The sequence below is a fragment of the Streptomyces violascens genome, from assembly GCF_014649955.1.
GTDB classification, from domain to species: domain Bacteria; phylum Actinomycetota; class Actinomycetes; order Streptomycetales; family Streptomycetaceae; genus Streptomyces; species Streptomyces violascens.
Window position 1 is genome coordinate 521,548 of record NZ_BMUA01000002.1, and the last position, 25,667, is coordinate 547,214.

Annotated in this window: 19 protein-coding genes; 13 read left to right on the forward strand and 6 right to left on the reverse strand. The window is 71.7% G+C overall.

Annotated elements, in window-relative coordinates:
- Positions 1–78 precede the first annotated feature (78 nt).
- On the reverse strand, positions 79–2,373 hold the full coding sequence (locus IE206_RS07480; RefSeq protein WP_189961209.1) for an FdhF/YdeP family oxidoreductase: 2,295 nt from the start codon (positions 2,371–2,373) through the stop codon (positions 79–81).
- Positions 2,374–2,539: 166 nt separating this feature from the next.
- Between IE206_RS07480 and polA the strand changes: the two genes are divergently transcribed.
- Complete coding sequence (gene polA / locus IE206_RS07485) at positions 2,540–5,251, forward strand: DNA polymerase I (RefSeq protein ID WP_189961210.1); 2,712 nt, start codon at positions 2,540–2,542, stop codon at positions 5,249–5,251.
- Here the strand turns inward: polA and IE206_RS07490 are convergent.
- Positions 5,248–6,186 (reverse strand): DUF4184 family protein, encoded by a 939-nt coding sequence (locus tag IE206_RS07490; protein ID WP_189961211.1) that lies wholly within the window; start codon positions 6,184–6,186, stop codon positions 5,248–5,250. The two genes, polA and IE206_RS07490, sit on opposite strands and share 4 nt — an antisense overlap.
- Before the next feature lie 316 nt (positions 6,187–6,502).
- Between IE206_RS07490 and IE206_RS07495 the strand changes: the two genes are divergently transcribed.
- The 3 genes from IE206_RS07495 to pgfA all read left to right on the forward strand — a co-directional run bounded on the left by IE206_RS07495 (position 6,503) and on the right by pgfA (position 9,513).
- A complete protein-coding gene (locus IE206_RS07495; protein ID WP_226598764.1) occupies positions 6,503–8,194 on the forward strand; it encodes a lytic transglycosylase domain-containing protein in 1,692 nt (563 codons plus the stop codon).
- Between the two features lie 137 nt (positions 8,195–8,331).
- Positions 8,332–8,487, forward strand: a complete 156-nt coding sequence (locus IE206_RS07500; protein WP_189961213.1) for an SPW_0924 family protein — start codon at positions 8,332–8,334, stop codon at positions 8,485–8,487.
- Positions 8,488–8,517: 30 nt separating this feature from the next.
- Complete coding sequence (pgfA, locus tag IE206_RS07505; RefSeq protein WP_189961214.1) at positions 8,518–9,513, forward strand: cell envelope lipid trafficking protein PgfA; 996 nt, start codon at positions 8,518–8,520, stop codon at positions 9,511–9,513.
- Between the two features lie 111 nt (positions 9,514–9,624).
- Here the strand turns inward: pgfA and hrpB are convergent, their stop codons facing one another.
- Positions 9,625–12,117 (reverse strand): ATP-dependent helicase HrpB, encoded by a 2,493-nt coding sequence (gene hrpB, locus IE206_RS07510; RefSeq protein ID WP_189961215.1) that lies wholly within the window; start codon positions 12,115–12,117, stop codon positions 9,625–9,627.
- 124 nt (positions 12,118–12,241) lie between these two features.
- Positions 12,242–13,081: a class I SAM-dependent methyltransferase gene (locus IE206_RS07515; protein ID WP_189961216.1), complete on the reverse strand. Its 840-nt coding sequence runs from the start codon at positions 13,079–13,081 to the stop codon at positions 12,242–12,244.
- Positions 13,082–13,454: 373 nt separating this feature from the next.
- Between IE206_RS07515 and rpsA the strand changes: the two genes are divergently transcribed.
- From rpsA to IE206_RS07540, 5 genes are all read left to right on the forward strand, one after another.
- Complete coding sequence (rpsA, locus tag IE206_RS07520; protein WP_053729297.1) at positions 13,455–14,954, forward strand: 30S ribosomal protein S1; 1,500 nt, start codon at positions 13,455–13,457, stop codon at positions 14,952–14,954.
- A 183-nt stretch (positions 14,955–15,137) separates the two neighbouring features.
- Positions 15,138–16,076 (forward strand): PAC2 family protein, encoded by a 939-nt coding sequence (locus IE206_RS07525; RefSeq protein WP_189961217.1) that lies wholly within the window; start codon positions 15,138–15,140, stop codon positions 16,074–16,076.
- 23 nt (positions 16,077–16,099) lie between these two features.
- A complete protein-coding gene (gene coaE, locus IE206_RS07530; protein ID WP_189961218.1) occupies positions 16,100–16,699 on the forward strand; it encodes a dephospho-CoA kinase in 600 nt (199 codons plus the stop codon).
- A gap of 209 nt (positions 16,700–16,908) precedes the next feature.
- The gene (locus IE206_RS07535) at positions 16,909–17,295 is read left to right on the forward strand and encodes a DUF3592 domain-containing protein (RefSeq protein WP_226598763.1); all 387 of its coding nucleotides are present in this window, start codon (positions 16,909–16,911) and stop codon (positions 17,293–17,295) included.
- Between the two features lie 97 nt (positions 17,296–17,392).
- On the forward strand, positions 17,393–17,764 hold the full coding sequence (locus IE206_RS07540; RefSeq protein WP_189961220.1) for a tetratricopeptide repeat protein: 372 nt from the start codon (positions 17,393–17,395) through the stop codon (positions 17,762–17,764).
- A gap of 21 nt (positions 17,765–17,785) precedes the next feature.
- On the opposite strand, the gene IE206_RS07545 is transcribed toward IE206_RS07540, so the two are convergent.
- Positions 17,786–18,055 carry a DUF6343 family protein gene (locus IE206_RS07545; protein WP_189961221.1) on the reverse strand — a complete coding sequence of 90 codons (270 nt, stop codon included), beginning with the start codon at positions 18,053–18,055 and terminating at the stop codon, positions 17,786–17,788.
- A gap of 159 nt (positions 18,056–18,214) precedes the next feature.
- Between IE206_RS07545 and IE206_RS07550 the strand changes: the two genes are divergently transcribed.
- Positions 18,215–19,111, forward strand: coding sequence for an acyltransferase domain-containing protein (locus IE206_RS07550; RefSeq protein WP_189961222.1), 897 nt, complete (start codon positions 18,215–18,217; stop codon positions 19,109–19,111).
- Positions 19,112–19,181: 70 nt separating this feature from the next.
- On the opposite strand, the gene IE206_RS07555 is transcribed toward IE206_RS07550, so the two are convergent.
- Positions 19,182–19,553, reverse strand: a complete 372-nt coding sequence (locus tag IE206_RS07555) for a hypothetical protein (protein WP_189961223.1) — start codon at positions 19,551–19,553, stop codon at positions 19,182–19,184.
- 316 nt (positions 19,554–19,869) lie between these two features.
- Here IE206_RS07555 and IE206_RS07560 point away from each other — a divergent pair, with 316 nt between their 5' ends.
- The 3 genes from IE206_RS07560 (at position 19,870) to IE206_RS07570 (ending at position 25,656) form a co-directional block, all read left to right on the forward strand.
- Entirely contained in the window at positions 19,870–21,321 is a 1,452-nt protein-coding gene (locus tag IE206_RS07560) for a carboxylesterase/lipase family protein (RefSeq protein ID WP_189961224.1), read from the forward strand.
- Positions 21,322–21,421: 100 nt separating this feature from the next.
- Positions 21,422–24,415, forward strand: coding sequence for an SCO1167/SCO6262 family helicase (locus IE206_RS07565; RefSeq protein WP_226598762.1), 2,994 nt, complete (start codon positions 21,422–21,424; stop codon positions 24,413–24,415).
- Positions 24,412–25,656, forward strand: coding sequence for an SWIM zinc finger family protein (locus IE206_RS07570; RefSeq protein ID WP_189961225.1), 1,245 nt, complete (start codon positions 24,412–24,414; stop codon positions 25,654–25,656). Before IE206_RS07565 ends, IE206_RS07570 begins: the two co-directional genes overlap by 4 nt.
- The last annotated feature ends 11 nt before the right edge of the window (positions 25,657–25,667 follow it).

The window sequence follows — 25,667 nt, forward strand, 5'->3', positions numbered from 1 at the left end:
GCTCCGTTCATCTGCGGTCACACTGCTGTGTCCGCACCGTCATACCAGATGCCTGAGCAAACGCTTAGGGCCGGGCTCTCATTCCCGCTCACCGCTCTCCCGCCCGGCGCTCTCGAAGCGCACGATCACCGACTTGCTGGCCGGGGTGTTGCTGACGTCGGCCGTCGCACCCAGCGGCACCAGCACATTCGTCTCGGGATAGTAGGCGGCGGCGCAGCCGCGGGCCGTCGGGTAGTGGACGACGCGGAAGCCCGGCGCACGCCGCTCCACCCCGTCCTTCCACTCGCTGACCAGATCCGTGTACGCGCCGTCGGCCAGGCCCAGCTCGCGGGCGTCCTCGGGGTTGACGAGGACGACGCGGCGGCCTCCCTTGATGCCGCGATAGCGGTCGTCGAGGCCGTAGATGGTGGTGTTGTACTGGTCGTGCGAGCGCAGGGTCTGCAGCAGCAGCCGGCCCTCGGGCAGCTCGGGGGCCTCGACGGGTGCGGCGGTGAAGTTGGCCTTCCCGGTGGCGGTGGGGAAGCGGCGCTCGTCGCGCGGCGCGTGCGCCAGCTGGAAGCCGCCGGGGTGGGCGACCTTGGCGTTGAAGTCCTCGAAGCCGGGCACGACGCGCGCGATGCGGTCGCGCACGGTCGCGTAGTCCTTCTCGAACTCGGCCCAGTCGATCGAGGATGTGGCGCCCAGCGTCGCCTGCGCCATGCGCACGACGATGGCCGGCTCGGACAGCAGGTGGGGGCTCGCGGGGGTGAGGTTGCCGCGGGAGGCGTGGACCATGCCCATGGAGTCCTCGACGGTCACGAACTGGCGCCCGCTCTTCTGGACGTCCTTGTCGGTACGCCCCAGGGTGGGCAGGATCAGGGCCCGCCGGCCGGTCACCGCGTGCGAACGGTTCAGCTTCGTCGAGACGTGTACGGTCAGCGCGGCCCGGCGCATCGCGGCCTCGGTGACCTCGGTGTCCGGGGTCGCGCCGACGAAGTTGCCGCCCATCGCGAAGAACACCTTGGCCTTGCCGTCGCGCAGCGCCTCGATGGACCGTACGACGTCGTAGCCGTGGTGGCGGGGCGGGGCGAAGCCGAACTCCTTCTCCAGGGCGTCCAGGAAGGCGGGCGCCGGCCGCTCGAAGATGCCCATCGTGCGGTCGCCCTGCACGTTGGAGTGGCCGCGCACCGGGCAGACACCGGCGCCGGGGCGGCCGATGTTGCCGCGCAGCAGAAGGAAGTTGACGACTTCGCGGATCGTCGGCACGGCGTGCTTGTGCTGGGTCAGGCCCATCGCCCAGCACACGATGGTGCGCCTGGAGGCGAGCACCATGGAGAGGGCCTGCTCGATCTCGGCGCGGGTCAGGCCGGTCGCGGTGAGCGTCCGGTCCCAGTCCGCCTCCTGGGCCGCGGCCTTGAACTCCTCGTATCCATGGGTGTGTTCGCGTACGAACAGCTCGTCGACGGCGCCCTCGGTCTCCACGATCAGCTTGTTGAGGAGGCGGAAGAGGGCCTGGTCGCCGCCGATGCGGATCTGCAGGAACAGGTCGGTGAGCGCGGCGCCCTTGATCATGCCCTGCGGTGTCTGCGGGTTCTTGAACTTCTCCAGGCCCGCCTCCGGCAGCGGATTCACCGAGATGATCTTGGCTCCGGCGGACTTCGCCTTCTCCAGGGCGGACAGCATCCGGGGGTGGTTGGTGCCCGGGTTCTGCCCGGCCACCACGATCAGGTCCGCCTGGTGGAGGTCCTCCAGGGAGACGCTGCCCTTGCCGACGCCGATCGTCTCCGTCAGCGCCGAACCGGACGACTCGTGACACATGTTGGAACAGTCCGGCAGATTGTTCGTGCCGAATTCGCGGGCGAAGAGCTGCAGCAGGAACGCCGCCTCGTTGCTGGTGCGCCCCGACGTGTAGAAGAGGGCTTCGTCGGGGGAGTCGAGCGCGGTGAGCTCCTCGGCGATGATCCCGAAGGCCCGCTCCCAGGTGACCGCCTCGTACCGCTCGGCCCCCTCGGGCAGATACATCGGCTGCGTGATCCGGCCCTGCTGGCCCAGCCAGTACCCGCTGCGGGCCGCCAGGTCGGCGACGGGGTGCGCGGCGAAGAAGTCGGGTGTCACCCGGCGCAGCGTCGCCTCCTCGGCGACCGCCTTCGCCCCGTTCTCACAGAACTCGGCCGTGTGCCGCTTGTCGCCCTCCGGCCACGCGCAGCCAGGACAGTCGAAACCGTCCTTCTGGTTGACCTTCAACAAGGTCTGCGCCGTGCGCCGCAACCCCATCTGCTGCTGCGCCATGAGCAGTGTGTGACCGATCGCGGGGAGGCCGGCTGCGGCATGCTTGGGTGCCTCGACCTGCGGCGCGTCCTGGACCGGATCACCTGCGGGCGGCTTGCTGGCCATGGCGCTGCTCCCCTTCGAGCGGACACGTCGTGCGGTACGAGGTGTGTGTACTCGATCCTGCCACGCCGCACCGACAGCCGCGCCGGGCAGGTCGGACAGGCGCGGGCCGGTCGGCCGGAGCCGGGACTGGCCAGGATTGTCAGTGGGGCGTGGCAGGATCGGGGGCATGGCTGAGACAGCATCGAAGAAGACCCCGGACAACCGACCGCGCCTGCTCCTCATGGACGGGCACTCCCTGGCGTACCGGGCGTTCTTCGCGCTGCCCGCGGAGAACTTCACGACCGCGACGGGCCAGCCGACCAATGCGGTCTACGGCTTCATGTCCATGCTCGCGAACACCCTGCGTGACGAGGCGCCCACGCACTTCGCGGTGGCGTTCGACGTGTCCCGCAAGACCTGGCGCTCCACCGAGTTCCCCGACTACAAGGCGAACCGGTCGAAGACCCCGGACGAGTTCAAGGGCCAGGTCGAGCTGATCGGCGAGCTCCTCGACGCGATGCACGTGGACCGGTTCGCCACCGACGGCTTCGAGGCCGACGACATCATCGCCACCCTCGCCACCCAGGCCGAGGCGGCCGGCTTCGAAGTCCTCATCGTCACCGGCGACCGCGACTCCTTCCAGCTGGTCTCCGACCACGTCACCGTCCTCTACCCCACCAAGGGCGTCTCCGAGCTCACCCGGTTCACCCCGGAGAAGGTCCAGGAGAAGTACGGCCTGACTCCGCAGCAGTACCCGGACTTCGCGGCGCTGCGCGGCGACCCGTCGGACAACCTGCCGGGAATCCCGGGCGTCGGCGAGAAGACCGCCGCCAAGTGGATCAACCAGTTCGGTTCGTTCGCGGAGCTCGTCGAGCGCGCCGAAGAGGTCAAGGGCAAGGCCGGACAGAACTTCCGCGACCACCTGGACGCGGTGAAGCTGAACCGCCGACTGACCGAGATGGTCAAGGACGTCGAGCTGCCCAAGGGCCCCGCCGAGCTGGAGCGCGCCCCTTACGACCGCAGTGCGGTGACCGGCGTCCTCGACGTCCTGGAGATCCGCAACCCGTCGCTGCGCGAGCGCCTCCTCGCCGTCGACCCGGGCGCGGGCGAGGAAGAGGCCCCGGCGCCGGCCGCCGGCCTGGAGCTCGACGGCACGGTCCTCGGCGCCGGCGAGCTCGCCCCCTGGCTGGCGGAGCACGGCGGGCAGCCGCTGGGCGTGGCCACCGTCGACACCTGGGCGCTCGGCACCGGCAGTGTCACCGAGATCGCGCTGGCCGCGGCCGACGGCGCCGCAGGCTGGTTCGACCCGGCACTCGTCGACGAGGCCGACGAGCAGGCCTTCGCCGCCTGGATCGCGGACGCCGCCCGGCCCAAGGTCATGCACAACGCCAAGGCCGCGATGCGGGTCTTCCCCGAGCACGGCTGGTCCATCGCCGGCGTCACCATGGACACCGCGCTCGCCGCCTACCTCGTCAAGCCCGGCCGCCGCTCCTTCGCCCTGGACGCCCTGTCCATCGAATACCTGGGCCGCGAGCTCGCCCCCGCCGGCGCCGCCGACGGCCAGCTCGCCTTCGGCGCGGACGACGAGGCCGAGGCCGACGCCCTGATGACCCAGGCCCGCGCCGTCCTCGACCTCGGCGGCGCGTTCACCGAACGCCTCAAGGAAGTCGGCGCCGCCGAGCTCCTGCACGACGTCGAACTGCCCACCTCCCTCCTGCTCGCCCGCATGGAGCGGCACGGCATCGCCGCCGACCGTGCCCACCTGGAAGCCATGGAGCAGCAGTTCGCGGGCGCCGTCCAGCAGGCCGTCAAGGAAGCGCACGCCTCGGTGGGCCACGAGTTCAACCTCGGCTCGCCCAAGCAGCTCCAGGAAGTCCTCTTCGGCGAACTGGCCCTGCCCAAGACGAAGAAGACCAAGACCGGCTACACCACGGACGCCGACGCACTGGCCTGGCTCGCCGCCCAGACCGAGCACGAGCTGCCCGTGATCATGCTGCGCCACCGCGAGCAGGCGAAGCTGCGGGTCACCGTCGAAGGCCTCATCAAGACGATCGCGGCCGACGGCCGCATCCACACCACGTTCAACCAGACCGTCGCCGCGACCGGCCGCCTCTCCTCGACCGACCCCAACCTGCAGAACATCCCGGTCCGTACCGACGAGGGCCGCGCCATCCGGCGGGGCTTCGTCGTCGGCGAGGGCTTCGAGTCGCTGCTCACCGCGGACTACAGCCAGATCGAACTGCGCGTGATGGCCCACCTGTCCGAGGACGAGGGCCTCATCAAGGCATTCACCTCCGGCGAGGACCTCCACACCACCGTCGCCTCACAGGTCTTCGGCGTCGCCAAGTCCCAGGTCGACCCCGAGATGCGGCGCAAGATCAAGGCCATGTCGTACGGCCTGGCCTACGGCCTGTCCGCCTTCGGCCTCTCCCAGCAGCTCAACATCGAGGCGGGCGAGGCCCGTGGCCTGATGGACACGTTCTTCGAGCGCTTCGGCGGCGTACGGGACTACCTCCAGCGCGTCGTCGAGGAAGCCCGCGCCACGGGCTACACGGAGACAATGCTGGGCCGCCGCCGCTACCTGCCGGACCTCAACAGCGACAACCGCCAGCGCCGCGAAATGGCCGAGCGGATGGCGCTCAACGCCCCGATCCAGGGCACCGCGGCCGACATCGTGAAGGTCGCGATGCTGAACGTGGACCGCGCCCTGACCGAAGCGGGCCTCACCTCCCGCCTGCTGCTCCAGGTCCACGACGAAATCGTCCTGGAAATCGCGCCGGGCGAGCGCAAGAAGGTCGAGACGCTGGTCCGCCGGGAGATGGCCGGAGCGGTGGAACTCCGCGCCCCGCTGGACGTCTCGGTGGGCGCGGGCAACGACTGGGAATCGGCGGCGCACTAGCGCGTGCCGCCGCCCCGCTGGGCTTGGGTGACCTTGCGCCCGGGCCCGGCGGGGCCGGCCACTGCGGGATTCCCGGCTCGGGCGAGACGGCCCGATCGCCACGCCGCCGCATAGGCCACCAGGCCGAGGACCAGCCCCGTACCGCCGCCGAAGCAGGCGCTCGGGATGAGGCCCAGGACGGACGCGTCGCCGTAGAAGGCGTACCAGCGCAGACACCGGTACACAGCGACGGCTGCCGTGCACAGCGTCAACAGGCCCAGAACGACGGTGAGTTGGCGTGGGGTGAGGCCGGGTGGGACCGCTCCCGCGTCTATCGGGGTGGCGGGGGCCGGGTCGGCGCCGGGGCGGGTGTCCATGGGCCGGAGGCCGGCGGGGTCTGCCCGGCGCAGTGCCGTCACCGTGAACCAGCCGATTCCCGTCAGCGCGAGGGCTGATCCGCCGTACTGGGCATACCAGTACAGAGGGAATCCGGCGAGCTTCTCGCCGAGCACGGGCAGGACCCGCATCCCCCAGCGGTCGAAGTGGGTGAACGCATCCCACACCACATGCGTGGCGGAGCCGATCGCCGCCGACAGTGCGAACCAGCCCGCCAGAGCCCATGATCCGGGCCGCCGCCACACCTCGCCGCGCACGACCGTGTACACCCGTGAACGCCAGGACGCTCTGGGAAGCAGCGCGATCAACGGTTCGCGCAGCAGCACCCACAGCGCGACCAGTGCGCATGCCGACGCGACATCCACGGTGACGACCCCGAGTGCGGAATGCGTGACCCGGCCGAAGGGCATCGCGGCCGGCACGACCGTCGCCGCGTAGTACGTCGCATCCGGCGCGAACGACCCCGCGACGAGAGCGGACGCGAGGAGCCGGCCGCGGCCGGTGCCGTTTCTCCGGATGCCCGGCAGTACGGCCGCGGCGTGGCTCAGCGTGAACGGCATGCGTGCCCCATCGGTCGATTGGCCTGTCTGTCCGTAGTTGTTATGGTTCGTCAGGTTCCAGTTGTCGGCCGATACTCGTCAGTCGTCCGTTAGCCGTTGACGGTTAGATGTCGGTTGGCGCTGCTGTCTACCCGTCAGTGATCACCAACGTCCGGTATTCGGCACCGGTTCCCCCACCAGCAACCGGCAACGCGCAGGTGGCGAATCAGTGAAAATCGGTCAGCCCGCGGTGTTCTGGCGTCAACGGTTGCCGTAGTGTCACGTGAGTCTCGCGCTGGGGAGCGCGGACAGCCGAATATGGGGAGGGACTTGACGTATGGCACCGCACATGGGCCGACGACTGCGTAAGGGAGCGGGCACCACGGCGGTGGCCGCGCTGGCGGTGGCGGCGCTCTCCGCCTCACAGGCGCCGGGAGTCGTGCACGCGAGCACCCCGACGGACCAGGCGGCTTCCGATGTGACGCCGCCCCCCGCCCCCGATGCCCCGGCCTCCGGCAACTCCCCGTACTACACCGACCTTCCGCCGCTCGCGTCGCCGACGCCGCCGCCGAACGCGTCGACCGGCACGCTTCCCGTCGGTGACCAGCAGGGCATACCCGCCACCGTCCTCGACGCGTACAAGAAGGCGGAGGCGGCGCTCGCCACGGACCGGCCGAACTGCCACCTCCCCTGGCAGCTGCTCGCCGGCATCGGCAAGGTCGAGTCGGGCCATGCGAACGGCGGCCGGGTCGACGCCAACGGCACCACCCTCACACCGATCCTCGGCCCGGTGCTCAACGGTGCCGGGTTCGCCAACATCACCGACACCGACGGCGGCGCGTACGACGGTGACAAGGTGCACGACCGGGCGGTCGGGCCGATGCAGTTCATCCCGTCGACCTGGGCGACCTCGGGCCGCGACGGCAACGGTGACGGCGTCAAGGACCCCAACAACGTCTACGACGCGGCGCTCGCCGCCGGGTTCTACCTCTGCGGCAACAGCCGCGACGTCGCGGTGAAGGCCGACCTCGACAAGGCGATCCTGAGCTACAACCAGTCGCAGGAGTACCTGACCACGGTCACCACGTGGTTCGACTTCTACCGGCGCGGCACCCACGAGGTCCCCGACGGCACGGGCTCGCTGCCCAGCCGCCGCAGCGACCAGAGCACCCCCAAGCAGCCGCCGGTCACCCCGAAGGCGCCGCCGAGCAAGAAGCCGTCGCCGACGCCGACCCCGCCCGCCCCGCCGGTGAAGCCGCCGGTGCCGCCCACCAAGCCCGACGGCGGCGGCACTCCGACGCCTCCGACGCCGACCGTGCCGCGGGCGACGACGTTCGAGGGTGTGGGTGCCAAGGAGCTGACGGCGTTCGCCGGCGGCGCGTTCGGCGGGCAGCCGACGGCGCGGGTGAAGGACGCGTCCGGCAAGGCGATGGCCAAGGTGTCGGTGAAGTTCGAGATCGTCGGCGACACCGACACCCGCTTCGCCGGCGGAGCCACCAGCGTGACCGTGGCGACCGCCACCGACGGCACGGCCGCCGCCCCCGCGCTGAAGGCGGGCGAGAAGACCGGCACGTTCACCGTGCGGGCCACCGTCGCCGAGGCCAAGCTGTCCGCCGTCGAGTGGAAGGCGACCGTCGTCGCCCGGCAGGCCGACATCCTGACCCGCGGCGACGCCAAGGAGCTGACGGCCGCGCCGAGCGGCGAGTTCGCGAACCAGGTGTCGGTCAAGGCGACCTACAAGGGCGCTGTCGCCTCCGATGTGGCGGCATCCGCGACCATGATCGTGACCCCGGCCGCCGGGGCCGACCCGAAGGCCGCGCCCAAGGTCAACGACAAGGGCCCGTACTTCAAGGACGCCAAGGGCAAGCCGGTCCGCGAACTCACGGACCTGAAGACCGACGCGAACGGTGTCCTGGTCCTGCCGAAGATGTACGCGGACGCCCAGACCGGCACGTTCCTGCTCCGCCTCACCACCGAGGGCGGCGCCACGCTCACCGTCGAACTCAAGGTGGCCGCCGCGGCCTCGTAGGAGCGCACCGGTCCCGTTCTCCCCAGCAGCCCCTTTGCCGCCCGGCGGCAGAGGGGCTGTTCGACGTGTTCTCATCTCGGCCCGGCGTTGCTACGGTGCCCACTCCTGACGACCCATCAGCTTTACGGAGGCCGAGCATGCGCGCCCTCATAGCCGCCGCGATCGGGCTGGCCGCCGCCCTCGCCCTCGTCCTGACGATCTCTGCCATCGGCGCCCCCGAGGGCAAGACCTCGCCGAAGCCGCTGCTCACCACCGTGCCCAGCGCCCCGGGCAAGATCACCCAGACCAAGTAGCGCCACCCCACGTAGAGGGAGAGCAGGTCCATGCGACGCAAAGCCAGTCTCGTCCTGCTCGCCCTTGCCGTGTTCGTCGGTGCCCTGTCGCCCCTGTTGCGCTGGTACGCCTTTCCCCGGCTCGCGAAGATCCCGCCCAGCCAGTACCAGGAGGCGGTCCTCGAAGCCAAGAACGCCACCCTCATCGACTACGGCACCATGCAGTCGAAGACGGTCCCCAAGGTGACGGTCGTCCAGACGCTGAAGGGCAACGTCGAGGCGGCCAAGGAGATCGAGAAGAGCGCCGGCCGGGACGTCGTGGTGTGGGACACCCTCTCCTTCGTCCAGGGGCCCGACGGCAAGATGGTTTCCCAGATACCCGAGCGCTACATCTTCGACGCGCACAGCCAGGCACCGGTGCACGCCACCGGCGAGATGGTCGACGGCGATCCGGTGCAGCGCAAGGGCATCGAGTTCAAGTTCCCCTTCCTGACCGAAAAACGGGACTACGAGTACTTCGACTTCCAGGCCCGCACCTCCGCGCCCATCCACTACAAGGGCACCCAGAAGTTCCACGGCCTCGACGTGTACTACTTCGAGCAGACCATCCCGTGGACCAAGGTGGCCTACCCGAAGAAGATGCCGCTGCCCGGCATCGACTCCAGCACCCTGGAGAAGACCACCGGCACCTCTCTCTGGTACACGACCACGCGGAAGTTCTGGATCGACCCGGTCACCGGAGCCCCGGTCAACGGCGAGGAAGTCAACCAGGAGGAGATGCGGGGCGGCACCCTCCTCGGAGGCCGCGACAAGGTCACCGTGTTCGCCGGCGACGTCAAGATGCGCGACGACTACGTCAGCTACACCGTCGACCTGGTCAAGAAGAACCGCGTCCTGGTCCTGCTGCTCACCTCCTACCTCCCCTGGGGATTCCTCGGCCTCGGCCTCGCCCTGCTCGCTCTGTCCCTCTGGCTGGAGGCGCGCAGCCGCCGCCCCAGCGACCCGCCTCCCGCCGTCACGGAGCGGCTCGACCCCGTCATCGCCTGAGCCGCCCCGCCCATGGGGGCCTGTGTCCGGGTCCGTCCGGATCTGACGTGGGCCCCGACCGGCAGGCCCCGACTGGCCGGCCCCGACTGGCCGGCCCCTGCTGGCGGGCCCCTACTGTTTGAGCCGCGCCTTCGTGAACCGCGTCGCCTCCGCGCCCGTCGGATCCTCCGGCCACGGGTGCTTGGGATAGCGGCCGCGCAGCTCGGCCCGCACCGCCCGGTACCCGTCGCGCCAGAAGTTCGCGAGGTCCGCGGTGACGGCAGCGGGCCGTCCCGCGGGGGAGAGCAGATGCACCAGGACGGGCACACCGGCCACCTCGGGCGTGCCGTCCAGGCCGAACATCTCCTGCAACTTGACGGCGAGGACGGGCTGTTCACCCCCGTACTCCACCCGTATCCGTGATCCGCTCGGCACCTGGATGCGTTCGGGGGCCAGCTCGTCGAGACGGGCCGCCTCGCCGGTCGCCCATGGCAGCAGCCGGTTCAGTGCCGCCCCCGCCTCGATCCGCCCGAGGTCCGCGCGGCGCCGGGCGCGCGAGAGCTCGGGCTCCAGCCAGGCGTCGGGGCGGGCGAGCAGCGCCGCGTCGGACACGTCCGGCCACGGCTCTCCCAGCACCCGGTGCAAGAACGCGAGCCGCTCGCGCAGGCCCTGCGCGTCACGGGTCCAGCGCAGGAGCCCGACCCCTTCGCGCCCCAGGCCGTCGAGCAGCGCGTCGCGCACGAGCGCCGGGTCCGGGTTCTTCAGCGGGCGTACGGACAGCTCGACCGAGCCGAGCCGGGCCACCCGGCGCGCCACGACATCACCGTCCTCCCAGTGCACCTCCTCGCCTTCGGCCAGCAGATGCCCCGCGGCGAGCCGGGCGGTGGCCTCGTCGATGACGGAGGCCAGGCGAACCCGGGCGGAGGCCGCCTGTACCGGCCGGTCGGCGACGGCCACCGCCAGCCAGCCCGCTGTGGCAAGGCCGGACCCGTGGGTCACCTCGGCGGCGGTGCCGGATGCCATGAGGAACGAGCCTTTGCCGCGGGCCCGCGCCACCCGCTCCGGGAACGCCAGGGCCGCGACGAGCCCGGCGGCGGCCTCGGCGGAGCCCTGCTCGGGATGGCTCCCGGCGAACGAGGCCAGGCGCCGCACCTCCTGGAGCCAGCGCCCCGCATACCCGTCCCCGCCCTGGCGCGCCGTGCGCCAGGCCGCCGCCAGGTCATCCCCGTATTCCCGCGGAGGTTCCTCGCTCAGCAGGGCGACCACTTCGGCGGCCCGTCGCCCGCCGACCTCCGAAGCGCCGTCGAGGAGGGCCCTGGCGAGCCGGGGATGCAGCCCGAGCCGGGCCATCCGGGCGCCGCGTTCGGTGGCGCGGCCCCGGTCGTCGACGGCGCCGACGGCCGTCAGTACGGCACGGGCCGCGGCCATCGCGCCCGCCGGCGGCGTGTCGAGCAGGGCGAGGCCCTCGGCCGACGGGTCGCCCCAGCAGGCTGCCTGCAGGGCGAAGGCGGCCAGGTCGGCGACCTTGATCTCGGGGGCCGGGAAGCGGGGCAGGCGGATGTTCTCCGCCTCGGTCCAGCAGCGGTAGACCGCGCCGGGGGCCTCGCGCCCGGCCCGGCCCGCTCGCTGGCGGGCCGCCGCCTGCGAGGCCCGCACCGTCGTCAGCGCGCCGAGACCTCTGGCGTGATCCACCCTTGGTTCGCGGGCCAGGCCGCAGTCGACGACCACCCGCACTCCGGGCACGGTCAGCGAGGACTCGGCGACCGAGGTGGCGAGGACCACCCGCCGGCCGTCGGATCCGGCGAGTACCGCGTCCTGGACGGAGGCGGGGGCCCGCCCGTGCACCTGGAGCACCTCAAGCCCGCCGAGGTCGCCCAACTGCTGTGCCACGCGGGCGATTTCACCCACGCCGGGCAGGAAGCAGAGCACATCGCCGTCCCGCTCGGCCAGCGCCCGCCGCACCGTGGCGGCCACGTGCGAGAGCAGGGCCGGGTCCACCCGCATGCCGTGCGGCGGCCGGACCGGCTGCGTGGGCGGCGCCCACACCACCTCCACCGGGTGCGCCACCCCGGCGGCCTCGACGACCGGTGCGTCCCCGAGCAGCCGGGCCCAGCCTTCCGCGTCGGTCGTCGCTGAAGCCGCCACCAGACGCAGCTCGGGCCGCAGAGCCGCCCGTACGTCGAGGAGGAAGGCGGCGACGGTGTCCGCGTCGAGATGGCGCTCATGGCACTCGTCGAGGACGACGACGTCGACCCCGGACAACTCCTGATCACGCTGGAGGCGCTGGAGGAGCACACCGGTGGTGACGACCTCGACGACGGTGTCCGGGCCGACCGACCGTTCGCCGCGCACGGTGAAGCCGACCTTCGCGCCCGTCCGCTCGCCGAGCAGCCAGGCCATCCGGCGCGCGGCGGCCCGGGCCGCGATCCGGCGCGGCTCGGCAACTATGACCCGCCGCACCGGGCCGCCCCCGACCAGGCCCGCGAGGACCAGCGGCACCAGGGTGGTCTTGCCGGTGCCGGGCGGGGCACACAGCACGGCCGTGCCGTGCCCGTCGAGCGCGGCCAGCAGCTCGGGCACGGCCTCGCGGACAGGGAGGGCGTCGAGTGCGTCGGTTCGGATCATGCGCTCAGTGTCGTACGTCCCGCCGGACCGCGTGACGCTCTGTCCACAAGGACGGTGGGCTTGTATGACTAACTCTGGGTAACGCGCGCTCCGGGGTCGGGCCCGCGTCGCACCCGGACGCGTGTCAGTCCCGTACGCACACGAAAATCGCCGTGCCCGGGATCAGATTGCCCCGCAGCGGGGACCAGCCGCCCCACTCCTGGGCGTTCCAGGACGGCCACTCCGGCTCGACCAGGTCCTCCAGACGGAAGCCGCCCGCGACCACGTCCCGCACCCGGTCGCCCAGCGTGCGGTGGTGCTCCACATACACCGCGTGACCGCTCTCGTCCTGCTCGACATAGGGCGTGCGGTCGAAGTAGGAGGCCGCGACCGACAGGCCCTCGGGGCCCGGCTCGTCGGGGAACGCCCAGCGGATGGGGTGGGTGACCGAGAAGACCCAGCGGCCGCCGGGGCGCAGCACCCGGCGCACCTCGCGGAAGACCTTCACCGGGTCCGCCACGAAGGGGACCGCGCCGTAGGCCGAGCACGCCAGGTCGAAGGAGCCGTCCGCGAAGGGCAGGGCGCCGGCGTCCGCCTCGACGAGCGGGAAGGCGCCGCCGTCGATGCGCAGCGCGTGCTGGAGCTGGCGGTGCGAGAGGTCGAGTGCCACCGGGCGGGCGCCCTGGGCGGCCAGCCAGCGCGAGCACTGGGCCGCGCCGGCGCCGATCTCCAGGACGTCGAGACCCTTGAGGGACTCCGCGGGGCCGAGCAGCCGGGCGTCCGCCTCGTCCAGGCCTTCGGGGCCCCACACGAACCGGTCGTCCCCGAGGAACGTTCCGTGATCGGTCTGGTACTCGTCGGCGTTGCGGTCCCACCAGCCACGGCTGGCCCGGCTGCTCTCCGTGTCCCCGGCGGCACGCCTGGTCGCCTCGGGCTCGGAATCGGACCCGTTCTCGGACTCGTACGCTTGGATCTCTTGGCTCATCGTGTCCGTCGTTGTAGTTTGCGCGGAACGCGACCTCGTGTTCCGAAGGTTCTCGAAAGAGGTCTGCGGGGCCCATCGTGGCCTCGGGGAACCTTAGTTGTGCCGGGAATGCGGGGATCCGCCCCGGGTGTGCGCCTTCGCGCATTGACCGTGTCCGGCTGCCCCCGTATGCTACAAGTTGCGCTGCGAGCCTGCGCACCTCAGACGTAGCAGGCGCGCTTCCATCTGTTGTATGTCCCCTCGGTTCTCGAGGCGCCATCCGGACCGACCCGGATCGGCGCTTCCCAGGCTGTCCGGCTTCTGCAGAGGCGATACGGGCTCTCGGCGTGGCAGTACCTACGACTTTCTGTCCGTAACCGGAGCCCTTTCCCACATGACGAGCAGCACCGAGACCACCTCTACCACTCCGCAGGTAGCGGTCAACGACATCGGTAACGAGGAAGCCTTCCTCGCCGCGATCGACGAGACGATCAAGTACTTCAACGACGGCGACATCGTCGACGGCGTCATCGTGAAGGTCGACCGGGACGAGGTCCTGCTCGACATCGGTTACAAGACCGAAGGCGTGATCCCGAGCCGTGAGCTCTCGATCAAGCACGACGTCGACCCGAACGAGGTCGTCAAGGTCGGCGACGAGATCGAGGCCCTGGTTCTCCAGAAGGAGGACAAGGAAGGCCGCCTGATCCTGTCCAAGAAGCGCGCTCAGTACGAGCGTGCCTGGGGCACGATCGAGAAGATCAAGGAAGAAGACGGCATCGTCACCGGTACCGTCATCGAGGTCGTCAAGGGTGGTCTCATCCTCGACATCGGCCTCCGTGGCTTCCTGCCGGCCTCTCTCGTCGAGATGCGTCGTGTCCGCGACCTCCAGCCCTACGTGGGCAAGGAGCTCGAGGCGAAGATCATCGAGCTGGACAAGAACCGCAACAACGTGGTCCTGTCCCGCCGCGCCTGGCTCGAGCAGACCCAGTCCGAGGTTCGCCAGACGTTCCTCACCACCCTGCAGAAGGGTCAGGTCCGCTCCGGCGTCGTCTCCTCGATCGTCAACTTCGGTGCCTTCGTGGACCTGGGTGGCGTCGACGGTCTCGTCCACGTCTCCGAGCTGTCCTGGAAGCACATCGACCACCCGTCCGAGGTTGTCGAGGTCGGCCAGGAAGTCACCGTCGAGGTCCTCGACGTCGACATGGACCGCGAGCGTGTCTCCCTGTCGCTGAAGGCGACGCAGGAAGACCCGTGGCAGCAGTTCGCCCGTACGCACCAGATCGGGCAGGTCGTCCCCGGTAAGGTCACCAAGCTCGTTCCGTTCGGTGCGTTCGTGCGCGTCGACGAGGGCATCGAGGGCCTGGTCCACATCTCCGAGCTGGCCGAGCGCCACGTGGAGATCCCGGAGCAGGTCGTCCAGGTCAACGACGAGATCTTTGTCAAGGTCATCGACATCGACCTCGAGCGTCGCCGGATCTCGCTGTCCCTGAAGCAGGCCAACGAGTCCTTCGGTGCCGACCCGGCGTCGGTCGAGTTCGACCCGACCCTGTACGGCATGGCCGCGTCCTACGACGACCAGGGCAACTACATCTACCCCGAGGGCTTCGACCCCGAGACCAACGACTGGCTCGAGGGCTACGAGACCCAGCGCGAGGCTTGGGAGGGTCAGTACGCCGAGGCGCAGTCGCGCTTCGAGCAGCACCAGGCCCAGGTCATCAAGTCCCGCGAGGCCGACGAGGCCGCCGCTGCCGAGGGTGCTGCCGCCCCGGCCGGTGCCCCGGCGGGCGTCTCCGGCGGTTCGTACTCCTCGGAGTCGGACGACAACTCCGGCGCCCTGGCGTCGGACGAGGCGCTGGCTGCCCTGCGCGAGAAGCTGGCGGGCGGCCAGAGCTGACGCTCCGACCCCGGCTGGTAGATAGCTGAAAGTAAGGCCCGCTCCCTATTGGGAGCGGGCCTTACTTCATGTTCCGGGTCAACTCGGGCTGCCCCGAGCCGGTTTGGGTGAAAGCGGCGGGGACGGGAATGCCCGCGTCCTGACGGTCGTTCTTCCTGATGAACACGAGGAGGAGCGGTAATCGTGCTTGATCCGCAGGATTTGTACGAATGGGAGCCGAAGGGCCTCGCCGTCGTCGACATGGCGCTCGCGCAGGAGTCGGCCGGCCTGGTCATGCTGTACCACTTCGACGGCTACATCGACGCGGGTGAGACCGGCGAGCAGATCGTCAAGAAGCTGCTCGACACGCTGCCCCACCAGGTGGTGGCCCGCTTCGACCACGACCGGCTCGTGGACTACCGCGCCCGCCGCCCGCTGCTGACGTTCCGGCGCGACCGCTGGACGGACTTCGAGGTGCCCGCCCTTGAGGTGCGCCTGGTGCAGGACGCCACGGGGGCGCCCTTCCTTTTGATGTCGGGCCCCGAGCCGGACGTCGAGTGGGAGCGCTTCGCGCTCGCCGTGCGCCAGATCGTCGAGCGCCTCGGCGTGCGTCTCTCCGTCAACTTCCACGGCATCCCCATGGGCGTGCCGCACACCCGCCCCGTCGGCCTCACACCGCACGGCAACCGCACGGACCTGATGCCCGGCCACCGTTCGCCGTTCGACGAGGCGCAGGTGCCCGGCAGCGCCGAGTCTCTGATCGAGTACCGCTTGATGGAGTCCGGCCACGACGTCCTGGGTGTCGCCGCGCACGTCCCGCACTACGTGGCCCGCTCGGCCTACCCGGACGCGGCGCTGACCGCTCTGGAGGCCGTCACGGCGGCAACGGGCCTGGTCCTGCCGAGCGTTGCGCACGGCCTGCGCACCGAGGCGCAGCGCACGCAGACCGAGATCGAGCGGCAGATCGGTGAGGGCGACGAGGAACTGGTCAGCCTGGTCCAGGGCCTTGAGCACCAGTACGACGCGGTGGCGGGCGCCGAGTCCCGCGGCAACCTGGTCGCCGAACCGGCGGACCTCCCGTCGGCGGAGGAGCTGGGCCGCGAGTTCGAACGCTTTCTCGCCGAGCGGGAAGGCGACGCATAGAGCGGGCGCCTAAGCTTCCGCTCATGCTGAAGGTGGGCCTGACCGGCGGTATCGGCGCCGGCAAGAGCGAAGTGTCACGGCTGCTCGTCTCCTACGGAGCCGTACTGATCGACGCGGACAGGATCGCGCGGGAGGTCGTCGAGCCCGGAACGCCGGGCCTGGCGGCGGTGGTCGAGGCGTTCGGCCCCGGCATCCTGTCCGCGGACGGCACCCTCGACCGCCCCCGGCTGGGCGGCATCGTCTTCTCCGACCCCGAGAAGCTCGCGACCCTGAACAAGATCGTCCACCCGCTGGTCGGCGCGCGCTCCGCCGAGCTGGAGGCGACGGCGGGCTCCGACTCGGTCGTCATCCACGACGTACCCCTCCTCACGGAGAACGGCCTCGCCGCGCTGTACGACCTCGTGGTCGTCGTCGACGCGGCCCCCGAGACCCAGCTCGACCGGCTGGTGCGCCTGCGCGGCATGACGCCCGAGGAGGCTCGCGCCCGTATGGCCGCCCAGGCCGACCGCGCCCAGCGCCTCGCCGTTGCCGACCTCGTCATCGACAACGACGGCCCCCTGGAGTCGCTGGAGCCGCAGGTGCGCAAGGTGTGGGAGGAACTGGTGGCGCGGGCCGCCGCCTGAGGAGCGGGCGAGCCCGCCTGAGAGCGGTGGCAGTGCGCGGCCGTCAAGAGCGCCTCGGCGGCCGCGACCGGCGCCCCGGGCTCACCGGGGGCGCGAAAACCGGTGTTCCGATGAACCGGCGCGTATCCGAACCGTACGGATTCCCTCATCATGCTGGGTTTCCCCGGCTTGGCCCGCGGCATATGGCCCGGGCGGATTACGATCCGACTGTGCTCTTCGTACTGGCGGGTTTCACGGTGCTCGGCGGCCTGGTGGCGCTGCTCGCCGGGGCGTACGGGCTGCGGGAGACCCGGCGAGTCGAGCGGGCGGGCGCCTTCGCGTGGGCGCTGGTGAAGCCCGCGCCGCAGGGCTCGGCGCGGCCCCTCCTGCAGTTCGAGACGGCCGACGGCCATGTCCTCGAACTCCCTTCACCGGTCCCGCCGAGCCGCCGCGAGCCGCTCCCGCCGGGCGCCAGTGTCCGGGTGTCCTACGATCCGGAGGACCCGCGCACCATCGTCCTGCTCGGCCGTGAACGCACCGCCCTGGACCGGACGTTCATGGCGGCGGGCGCGGCGATCGTGCTGCTGGGGCTGACCCTGGCGGCGGCCTCGCTCTGAAGCGTGCGGCCCGCGGGGGCGAGCGCGTTCGGATGCGTACGGAATACCGGAGCTGGGCATGGCGTTGACAACGCGCAGCGAGGGAAAGGACAGGCACGTGGCCGAGAGCAACCCCGAGACGCACGTGATCGACTTCCGCGCGGCCGAGCACCTGCTGGCCGCCCGGGATCCGCGTGGCGCCGTCAAACTCCTCGACTCGGTCATCGCCGCCCACCCCGAGAACACCGCGGCCCGCCTGCTGCGGGCCCGCGCCTTCTTCGCCGCGGCCCAACTGCGTTCCGCGGAGCTGGAGTTCCAGCTGGTCCTGGAGCGCGAGCCGGACAACGCCTTCGCTCACTTCGCCCTGGCCCGCACCTACGAACGCCAGGCCCGCCCCGACCAGGCCAAGCGCCACTTCCGGCTGGCCGCGGCCCTTGACCCGAAGCCGGAGTACCTGGCGTCGGCGCGGTTCGAGGACGACGCGGAGTAGCGCACGGGATCGCGCCGGGGCTCACGGCCAGCGGGTGCGCGGCGGCTCATACGGCGGGATGTCGCGGCCCGGCTGATAGTGCGGGCCCTGCCGGATATGGCGGATGATCATGAACAGGTCGACGATGATCACCGCAGCCAGGGCCGCGCAGGCCGCCATCCAGCCCGGCCGCCCCTCCAGGGCGAAGCCCACCGTGCCGCCGACGGCCCAGATCAGCCCCCAGATGCTCAGCCACAGCCGCATCCGCAGGGGGCTGCGGGCGGTGATCGGCTCGTTACCGGTGCGCAGCATGATGATCGCCTCTATAAGGAGGTGTACCCGCTGGCGCGCAGGTGAAGCCGGGGGATGCGGAGGATCCGCACGTCACGGGGTGTGTCCGCAGGGACGCGGCGCGCGCCGCGTCCGCAAATGCGGCGGCGCGGGGGGAACGGGGTGGCTAGGGTGGCGCGCATGCTGCTCCTCGACGACCTCCCCGAGACGCTGCTCGACCTCGCCGTACCGCACGAGGACATCAACGAACTGACCTCGCTGGCCGCCCGGTTCACGGCCGAGCCCGGGCTCGGCGAGCTCCTGGAGGAGTCGGTGCGGGTCCTGGTACAGGACATCGGCACCGTCGGCGTCCATCCCGAACTGCCCGCCCTGCCGGAGAAGTTGGGCGACCTGGAGCGCTGGTTCCCCGTGTACGTCGCGGTCGCCGCGCTGCCGCACATCAGGGCGTACCACCGTGAGCGGGGCATCCCCGAGGACATCGCCCGCCGCACGCTCGCCGACCTCGGGCGGCACATCGCGCTGCACCACAGGCGGCGCGGAAAAGGCGGCCTCTCCGTGCCCGGCTGGCTGCGGCTGCACTTCCGGGGGGAGATCTACCAGCTGGGCCGGCTCCAGTTCCAGCGCTCACGGCTCGGGAACCGTACGGGCCGGGCCGTCCGGGAGGCGGGCATCGACGCGGAGCCCGGCGGCTCCTGCCTGGACCTCCACATCCCGGACTACCAGGGCCCGTTGACGCCCGAGGCGTGCGCCGACTCGATCGCGCGGGCCGGGGAGTTCTTCGCGCGCCACTTCCCCGAGGAGCACTACCGGGTCGGCGTCTGCCACTCCTGGCTGCTCGACGAGCAGCTGCGCGACTACCTTCCCGAGAATTCCAACATTCTGCGGTTCCAAGGTTTGTTCCGTACCGCCTACAAAGACGACGAGCCGTCCGACCGCGAACCCGTCGGCTTCGTCTTCGGCAACCCGGACCTGCCCGTGGCGGACCTGCCGCAGCACACCACCGTGCAGCGCGCCGTCACCCGGCATCTCCTGGCCGGCGGCCACTGGTACCTGGGCCACGGCTGGTTCGAGCTGTAAAGCAGGCCCGGCCATAGCAGGCCCAGCCAAAGGCGGGCTCAGTCAAAGACAGGCTCAGTCAAAGACAGGCTCAGTGCACGAAGCTGTAGCTGCGCCAGGGTGCGGCCTTCGGGGCCACGTTGTTGGCGAGTCTGCTGCCGATGTACGTGGTGTCCTTGCCGGTGCAGTCGGATGTCCGGTACATGACCATGTCGACCAGCGTGTTGTTGTACAGCTCGGTCGTCCCGGACGGGGGGAGCTTGTGGCAGCCCCGCACTTTCGGGCTGGTCAGCATGACGGACGTCTCGGGGCCGATCGAGTAGGTGATCGTGCCGACCGACGTCCGCCCGAGGCTGGAGCAGGCCGTGGTGGCGAGGGTGAGCAGCACGACTCCGGCGGCGAGCCGCGTCCGGCGACGGCGGTGCGACGTGCGGGCGGGGGACTGGGACGCGGGCACGGACATGAGCGGTCCTCGTCTGTACGGCATGGCTGTGGCGGTCAGTGCCGCCAGCCTCCCCCTTGCCCGCGCTTCCGGCATCCGGTGTGCGCCGTGGATAGCCCGGCCGGGCGAAGGGGCATCCGACGCGCCACATCTCCCCTTCGTCTTGTGTGGTGCGCACACGCCACCCCGGTGAGCGCGCGTTGCCCGGCGTCTACGTGGCCGGTGGCCGGGTACGAGAGATTGCGGTGCCCGGAGCCGGGCATGCGGTCCCTGCCGAACGTTCCGAGGAATGCGGCGCGGCACTGCTCGAAACCCTGTCGGAAGGCGCACGCAACTGATGGAACCCATCCGTACGACCCACCAGGGCGCGGTACGAGGCCGGCTCGTCGCCGACGACGTGGCCGCCTTCCTGGGCATCCCGTTCGCCGCGCCCCCCTTCGGGGAGGCACGCTTTCGCGCACCGGGACCGGCCGCCCCCTGGGACGGCGTACGCGAAGCGCTCACCTGTGGAGCGAGCGTTCCCCGAGCCCCCTACGCGCCGCCCTTCGACGCCCTCCTCCCGGACGGCGGGCCCCAGGGCGAGGACTGCCTCAACCTCAACATCTGGACCCCGCACCCGGCCTCCGGCGGCCTCCCGGTGATGGTGTGGATCCACGGCGGAGCCTTCGCCAACGGCTCCGGATCCAGCTCCGCATACGACGGCAGTGCCTTCGCCCGCGACGGCGTGGTGTACGTGAGCATCAACTACCGGCTCGGCGCCGACGGCTTCCTGCGGCTGCCCGAGCGGCCGGACAACCGCGGGCTGCTCGACCAGATCGCCGCTCTCGAGTGGATCCGCGACAACATCGAGGCCTTCGGCGGCGACCCCGGCCAGGTGACCGTCTTCGGCGAGTCGGCGGGCGCCATGAGCATCGGCGCGCTGCTCTCGATGCCCCGCGCGCGCGGCCTGTTCCGGCGCGCGATCCTGCAGAGCGGCGCCGCCCACCACTTCCTGCGGCCCGCCTCGGCCGACCTGATCACGGCCAGGCTCGCCGAAAAGCTCGGCATCGAAGCGAGCGCCGAGGAGTTCGCCGCCGTCCCCCTGGACACGCTGCTGCCCGCGCAGGCCGAGCTGCGGGGCGAGATCGGGGCCCGCCCGGACCCGGCACTGTGGGGCGAGGCGGCGCTCAACATGATGCCGTTCGAGCCCGTCCTCGACGAGCTGCCGCTGCCCGCTGCGGACTGCGGGGTGGAGCTCCTGGCCGGCAGCAACCGCGAGGAGTACCGCCTCTTCCTGGTGCCGACCGAGCGCCTCGACGTACTGCCGCACACCAAGCTGCGGATCGCGACGGCGGCCTACGGCCTCGACCCGGACAAGGCGCTGCCCGTGTACGCGGAGCGCCGCCCGGACGCCGTGCCCGGCGAGCTGTTCGACGCGGTCACCACCGACTGGTTCTACCGGATCCCGGCGCTGCGCGTCGCCGAGGCGGTGCCCGGCTCCTATGTGTACGAGTTCGCCCGGCGCTCCCCGGCCCTCGGCGGCCGGCTCGGCGCCTGCCACGCCTGCGAACTCGGCTACGTCTTCGACCGGCTCGACGACCCGGCCCATGCACCGATCCTCGGCGAGAAGCCCCCGCAGTCCCTCGCGGACGCGATGCACGGCGCCTGGGTGGCCTTCGCGAAGACGGGCGAACCGGGCTGGGCGCCGTACGACCGCGAGACCCGGACGACCATGGTCTTCGACACCGTGCCGAGCGTCGAGTCCGATCTTCGCGGCGAGGAACGTGCCTTGTGGGAGGGGGTGCGCTGAGGCCGTGGGGCCCATTGTCAGACCTCGCCCGTAAGGTCGTAGATCAGTCGCGGACCACGCGACGCGTCATGACCGTGCGGACGGAGGGAGGTGACCGGCGATGAACCGGCCGACACCGATGCAAAGCCCGGAGCGGGAGCCGGTGGCCTCGTGGATGCCCGCGTCCGCCTGGCGTGAGCAGCGCGGGCGCGCCTACCCCTCGGGCGAGCCCGCGCCGTCGCACGAGGCCGCGAGGGAGCCCGCGCCCTCCCCGTCGCCCGCGGTGTCGGCGGCCGCCGTGTTCCTGCCCGCCGGGCTGCCGCGCGACGGGAAGGTCGCCTTCTGGGATCCGGACCAGGGTCCGGTGCCCCAGGGACCGCCCGGGGCGGAGGCGACCGAGCTGACCGTGGTGCGCCGTCACGGCGGGCAAGCCCGCAGCCGCAAGGTCGCAGCCCTCCTCGTGCCGGTCGCCGAAGCCCTTCCGATGCTGGTCAGGGCCCGCCGTCATCGCGCCGCGCACCCGGCGGCGGCCTGCTGGGGCGCCGCCGCGCTGCACGCCCTGCACCTCGTCGCGCGCGGCAGGCTGCTGCCCGGGCTCACCTCCACCCACCACGACGCCTGGCGGGCCGGCCCGCTGGACGCCGACGACATCGCCCAGCTGCGCGCCATCGCCGCCGCCATGCCGTACGAGGCGTACGCCGTCCCCGTCCCCGGCCGGGGCGCTCTCCGGCTGCACGAGCCGGAGGCCCTGGTGCGCGCCTTCCTGGACGCGGTCGCGGACACCTTGCCGCGCACCCCGGCCGCCGCCCACGCGGCGGGCGCGCCCTTCGCCGCGGCCACCGCCCAGCACCTGCCCGCCGCCCGCGCCTGGGCCGCGGAGGCGGCCGCGGGGATGGACGCGGGCGTACGGGTCTCGCTGCGCCTGGACCTGTCCGGGTACGAGCTGTTCGACGCGGCGTCCGAAGAGGAGGGCGAGGCCCGGCGCGCGGGCTCGGCGATCGTCCAGGTGCACAGCCTCGCCGACCCGACCCTGGTCGTCGACGCCGCCCGCCTCTGGTCGGACGACGAGGGCGAGAGCGGGGCCAGGGCGTCAACAGGCAGCGCACGAACGGGAGTCGATGCCTTCGGGCCGCGCGCCCGGATCGACGCTCTGCTCGCCCTGCGCCGCGCCGCCCGCGTCTGGCCGCCGCTCGGGCTGCTCCTGGAGCGCAGTGTTCCGGATGTCCTGCCGCTCACCGAGACCGAGCTGTACGAGCTGCTCGGCGAGGCCTCGGCACGCCTCGCCGCGGCGGGTGTCACCGTCCACTGGCCGCGCGAACTGGCCCGTACACTCAGCGCCACCGCCGTCGTACGGCCGGCGCCCGGCTCGGCGACCGACGGCACATCGTTCTTCGACGCCGAGGAACTCCTCGCGTTCAACTGGCAGTTGGCGCTCGGCGGCGAACCGCTCAGCAACGCCGAGATGGACGTGCTCGTCGAGTCCCACCGCCCGATCGTGCGGCTGCGCGACCAGTGGGTGGTGGCCGACCCCGAGCTCGTCCGCAAGGCCAGAAAGCGCGACCTGGGGCTGCTCGACCCGGTGGACGCGCTGTCCGTCGCGCTCACCGGCACCGCCGAGGTCGACGGCGAGACGGTCGAGGCCGTCCCGGCCGGGGCGCTCGCCGTGCTCCGCAACCGGCTCCTGGAGGGGCCGGCCACGGCGGAACAGCCACCGGGCCTGGACGCCACTCTGCGCGACTACCAGCTACGGGGCCTTGCCTGGCTGGAGCTGATGACGTCGATGGGCCTCGGTGGCTGCCTCGCCGACGACATGGGGCTCGGCAAGACCATCACCGTCATCGCCCTGCACCTGCGCCGGGCCCGCACCGAGCCCACCCTGGTCGTCTGCCCGGCCTCGCTGCTCGGCAACTGGCAGCGCGAGATCGCCCGGTTCGCACCCGGCGTCCCGGTGCGCCGCTTCCACGGCAGCAGCCGCAGCCTCCAGGGCAGCGAGGGCGGCTTCGTCCTCACCACGTACGGCACCATGCGCGGCAGCGCGCCCCAACTGGCCGCCCACGCCTGGAACATGGTGGTCGCCGACGAGGCGCAACACGTCAAGAACCCGTTCTCGGCGACCGCCAAGGCGCTGCGCACCATCCCGGCCCCGGCCAGGATCGCGCTCACCGGCACCCCCGTCGAGAACAACCTCTCCGAGCTGTGGGCGCTGCTCGACTGGACGACGCCGGGGCTGCTCGGCCCCCTCAAGGCGTTCCGGGCCCGGCACGCCCGGCTGGTGGAGAACGGCGAGGACGAGGACGCGGCGGCCCGCCTCTCCCGCCTGGTCCGCCCCTTCCTCCTGCGGAGGAAGAAATCCGACCCGGGCATCGTGCCCGAACTGCCTCCGAAGACGGAGACCGACCATCCCGTGCCGCTGACCCGCGAACAGGCCGCCCTCTACGAGGCGGTGGTCCGCGAGGTGATGGCGGCCGTCGAGGCCTCCGAGGGCATCGCACGGCGCGCCCAGATCATGAAGCTGCTCACCGCTCTGAAGCAGATCTGCAACCACCCCGCCCAGTACCTGAAGGAGGAGGCCCCGCGCCTGGCGTCCCGCTCGGGGAAGCTGGCGCTGCTCGACGAGCTGGTGGACACCATCCTCAGCGAGGACGGCTCGGTGCTCGTCTTCACCCAGTACGTCGCGATGGCCCGCCTGCTCTCCAGCCACCTCACCGCCCGCGGCGTGCCCTCCCAACTGCTCCACGGAGGAACGCCGGTGGCCGAGCGGGACCGGCTGGTCGACGCCTTCCAGAGCGGCGAGGTCCCCGTGTTCATCCTCTCCCTCAAGGCGGCGGGCACCGGCCTCAACCTCACCCGCGCCGGCCATGTCATCCACTACGACCGCTGGTGGAACCCGGCGGTGGAGGAACAGGCCACCGACCGCGCCTACCGCATCGGCCAGACCCAGCCCGTCCAGGTCCACCGCCTGATCGCGGAGGGCACGGTGGAGGACCGCATCGCCGACATGCTGGAACAGAAACGCCGGCTGGCCGACGCCGTCCTCGGCTCCGGCGAGAGCGCCCTGACCGAACTCACCGACCGCGAACTGGCCGACCTGATCTCCCTGCGGAGGGCCCCGTGACCCCCCGCCCGTCCATCGGCACCCCGCGCCACGACGACCGCCGCCGCAGCTACCCCGCGCTCGGCGCCCGCTCGGAGCGGACCGGCACCTGGTGGGGCGACGCCTGGGTGGAGGCCCTGGAGGAACTGGCCCTGGACTCCGCCCGGTTGGCGCGCGGCCGCGCCTACGCCGAAGCCGGAAACGTCGACGCGATCACCGTCACGCCGGGCCGCATCACCGCCTACGTTCACGGCTCCCGCCCCCGCCCCTACCGTACGGAGCTGCGCCTGCGCACCCTGCCCGACCAGGTGTGGGAGGACTTCCTCGACACCGCGGCCCGAGAGCCCGCACACATCGCCGCGCTGCTCGACAAGGACCTGCCGCACGCGCTGGCCGACGAGGCGGCGTTGCTGCCCGGTCCGGGCGACCTGGTCCCCGACTGCTCCTGCCCCGACGACGGCTACCCCTGCAAGCACGCGGCGGCGCTCTGCTATCAGGCCGGCCGCCTCCTGGACGAGGATCCGTTCGTGCTGCTGCTGATGCGCGGGCGCGGCGAGCAGGAGGTGCTCGCCGCGCTCACCCGGCGCAACGCCACCCGCATGGCCGTGGAGCGGGCGGCCCCGCTGCCCCAACTCCCCACGGTCCAGGCCCGCGTGGCGGTCCAGCCGCGTACGCTTCCGCCCCTGCCGCCGCCGTTCCCCACGCCGCCACGGCCGGGCCACCCGCCCGCCTTCCCCGAGGTGCACGGAGGGCCCGACCCGCTGGCCCTCGACCTCCTCGCCACCGAGGCAGCCATCCGTGCCCACACCCTCCTGGCCACCGGAGAGGATCCGATCGCCCCCCTCTCCACCTGGCAGGACGCGGTCCGCCTCGCCGCCGCCCACCCCGGCTCCGGCCTCACCTCGGCCACCCGCGCCCTCTACACCTCCCTGACCCGGGCCACCGACCGCACCCCCACCGACCTGGCGCGCGCGGTGGCCGCCTGGCGGCAGGGCGGCATCGAGGCGCTCGCCGTCCTCGAATCCCCCTGGGACCCGCCGGCCGGCCCCTTCGACCGGGCCCGCCCGGCGCTGAGCGCCGCCGGATTCCCGGACTTCCGCCCCAGCCGCAACCGCCTCTCCACCCCCACCACCCAGCTCCGCTACGGCCGCGACGGGCTCTGGTACGGCTACGAATCGGACCCGGGAAGGGAGGACTGGTGGCCGCGCGGCACCCCGGACACGGATCCGGTAGGGGCGCTCACGGCCAGGCTCGGCGGCTGACACGAGGACGA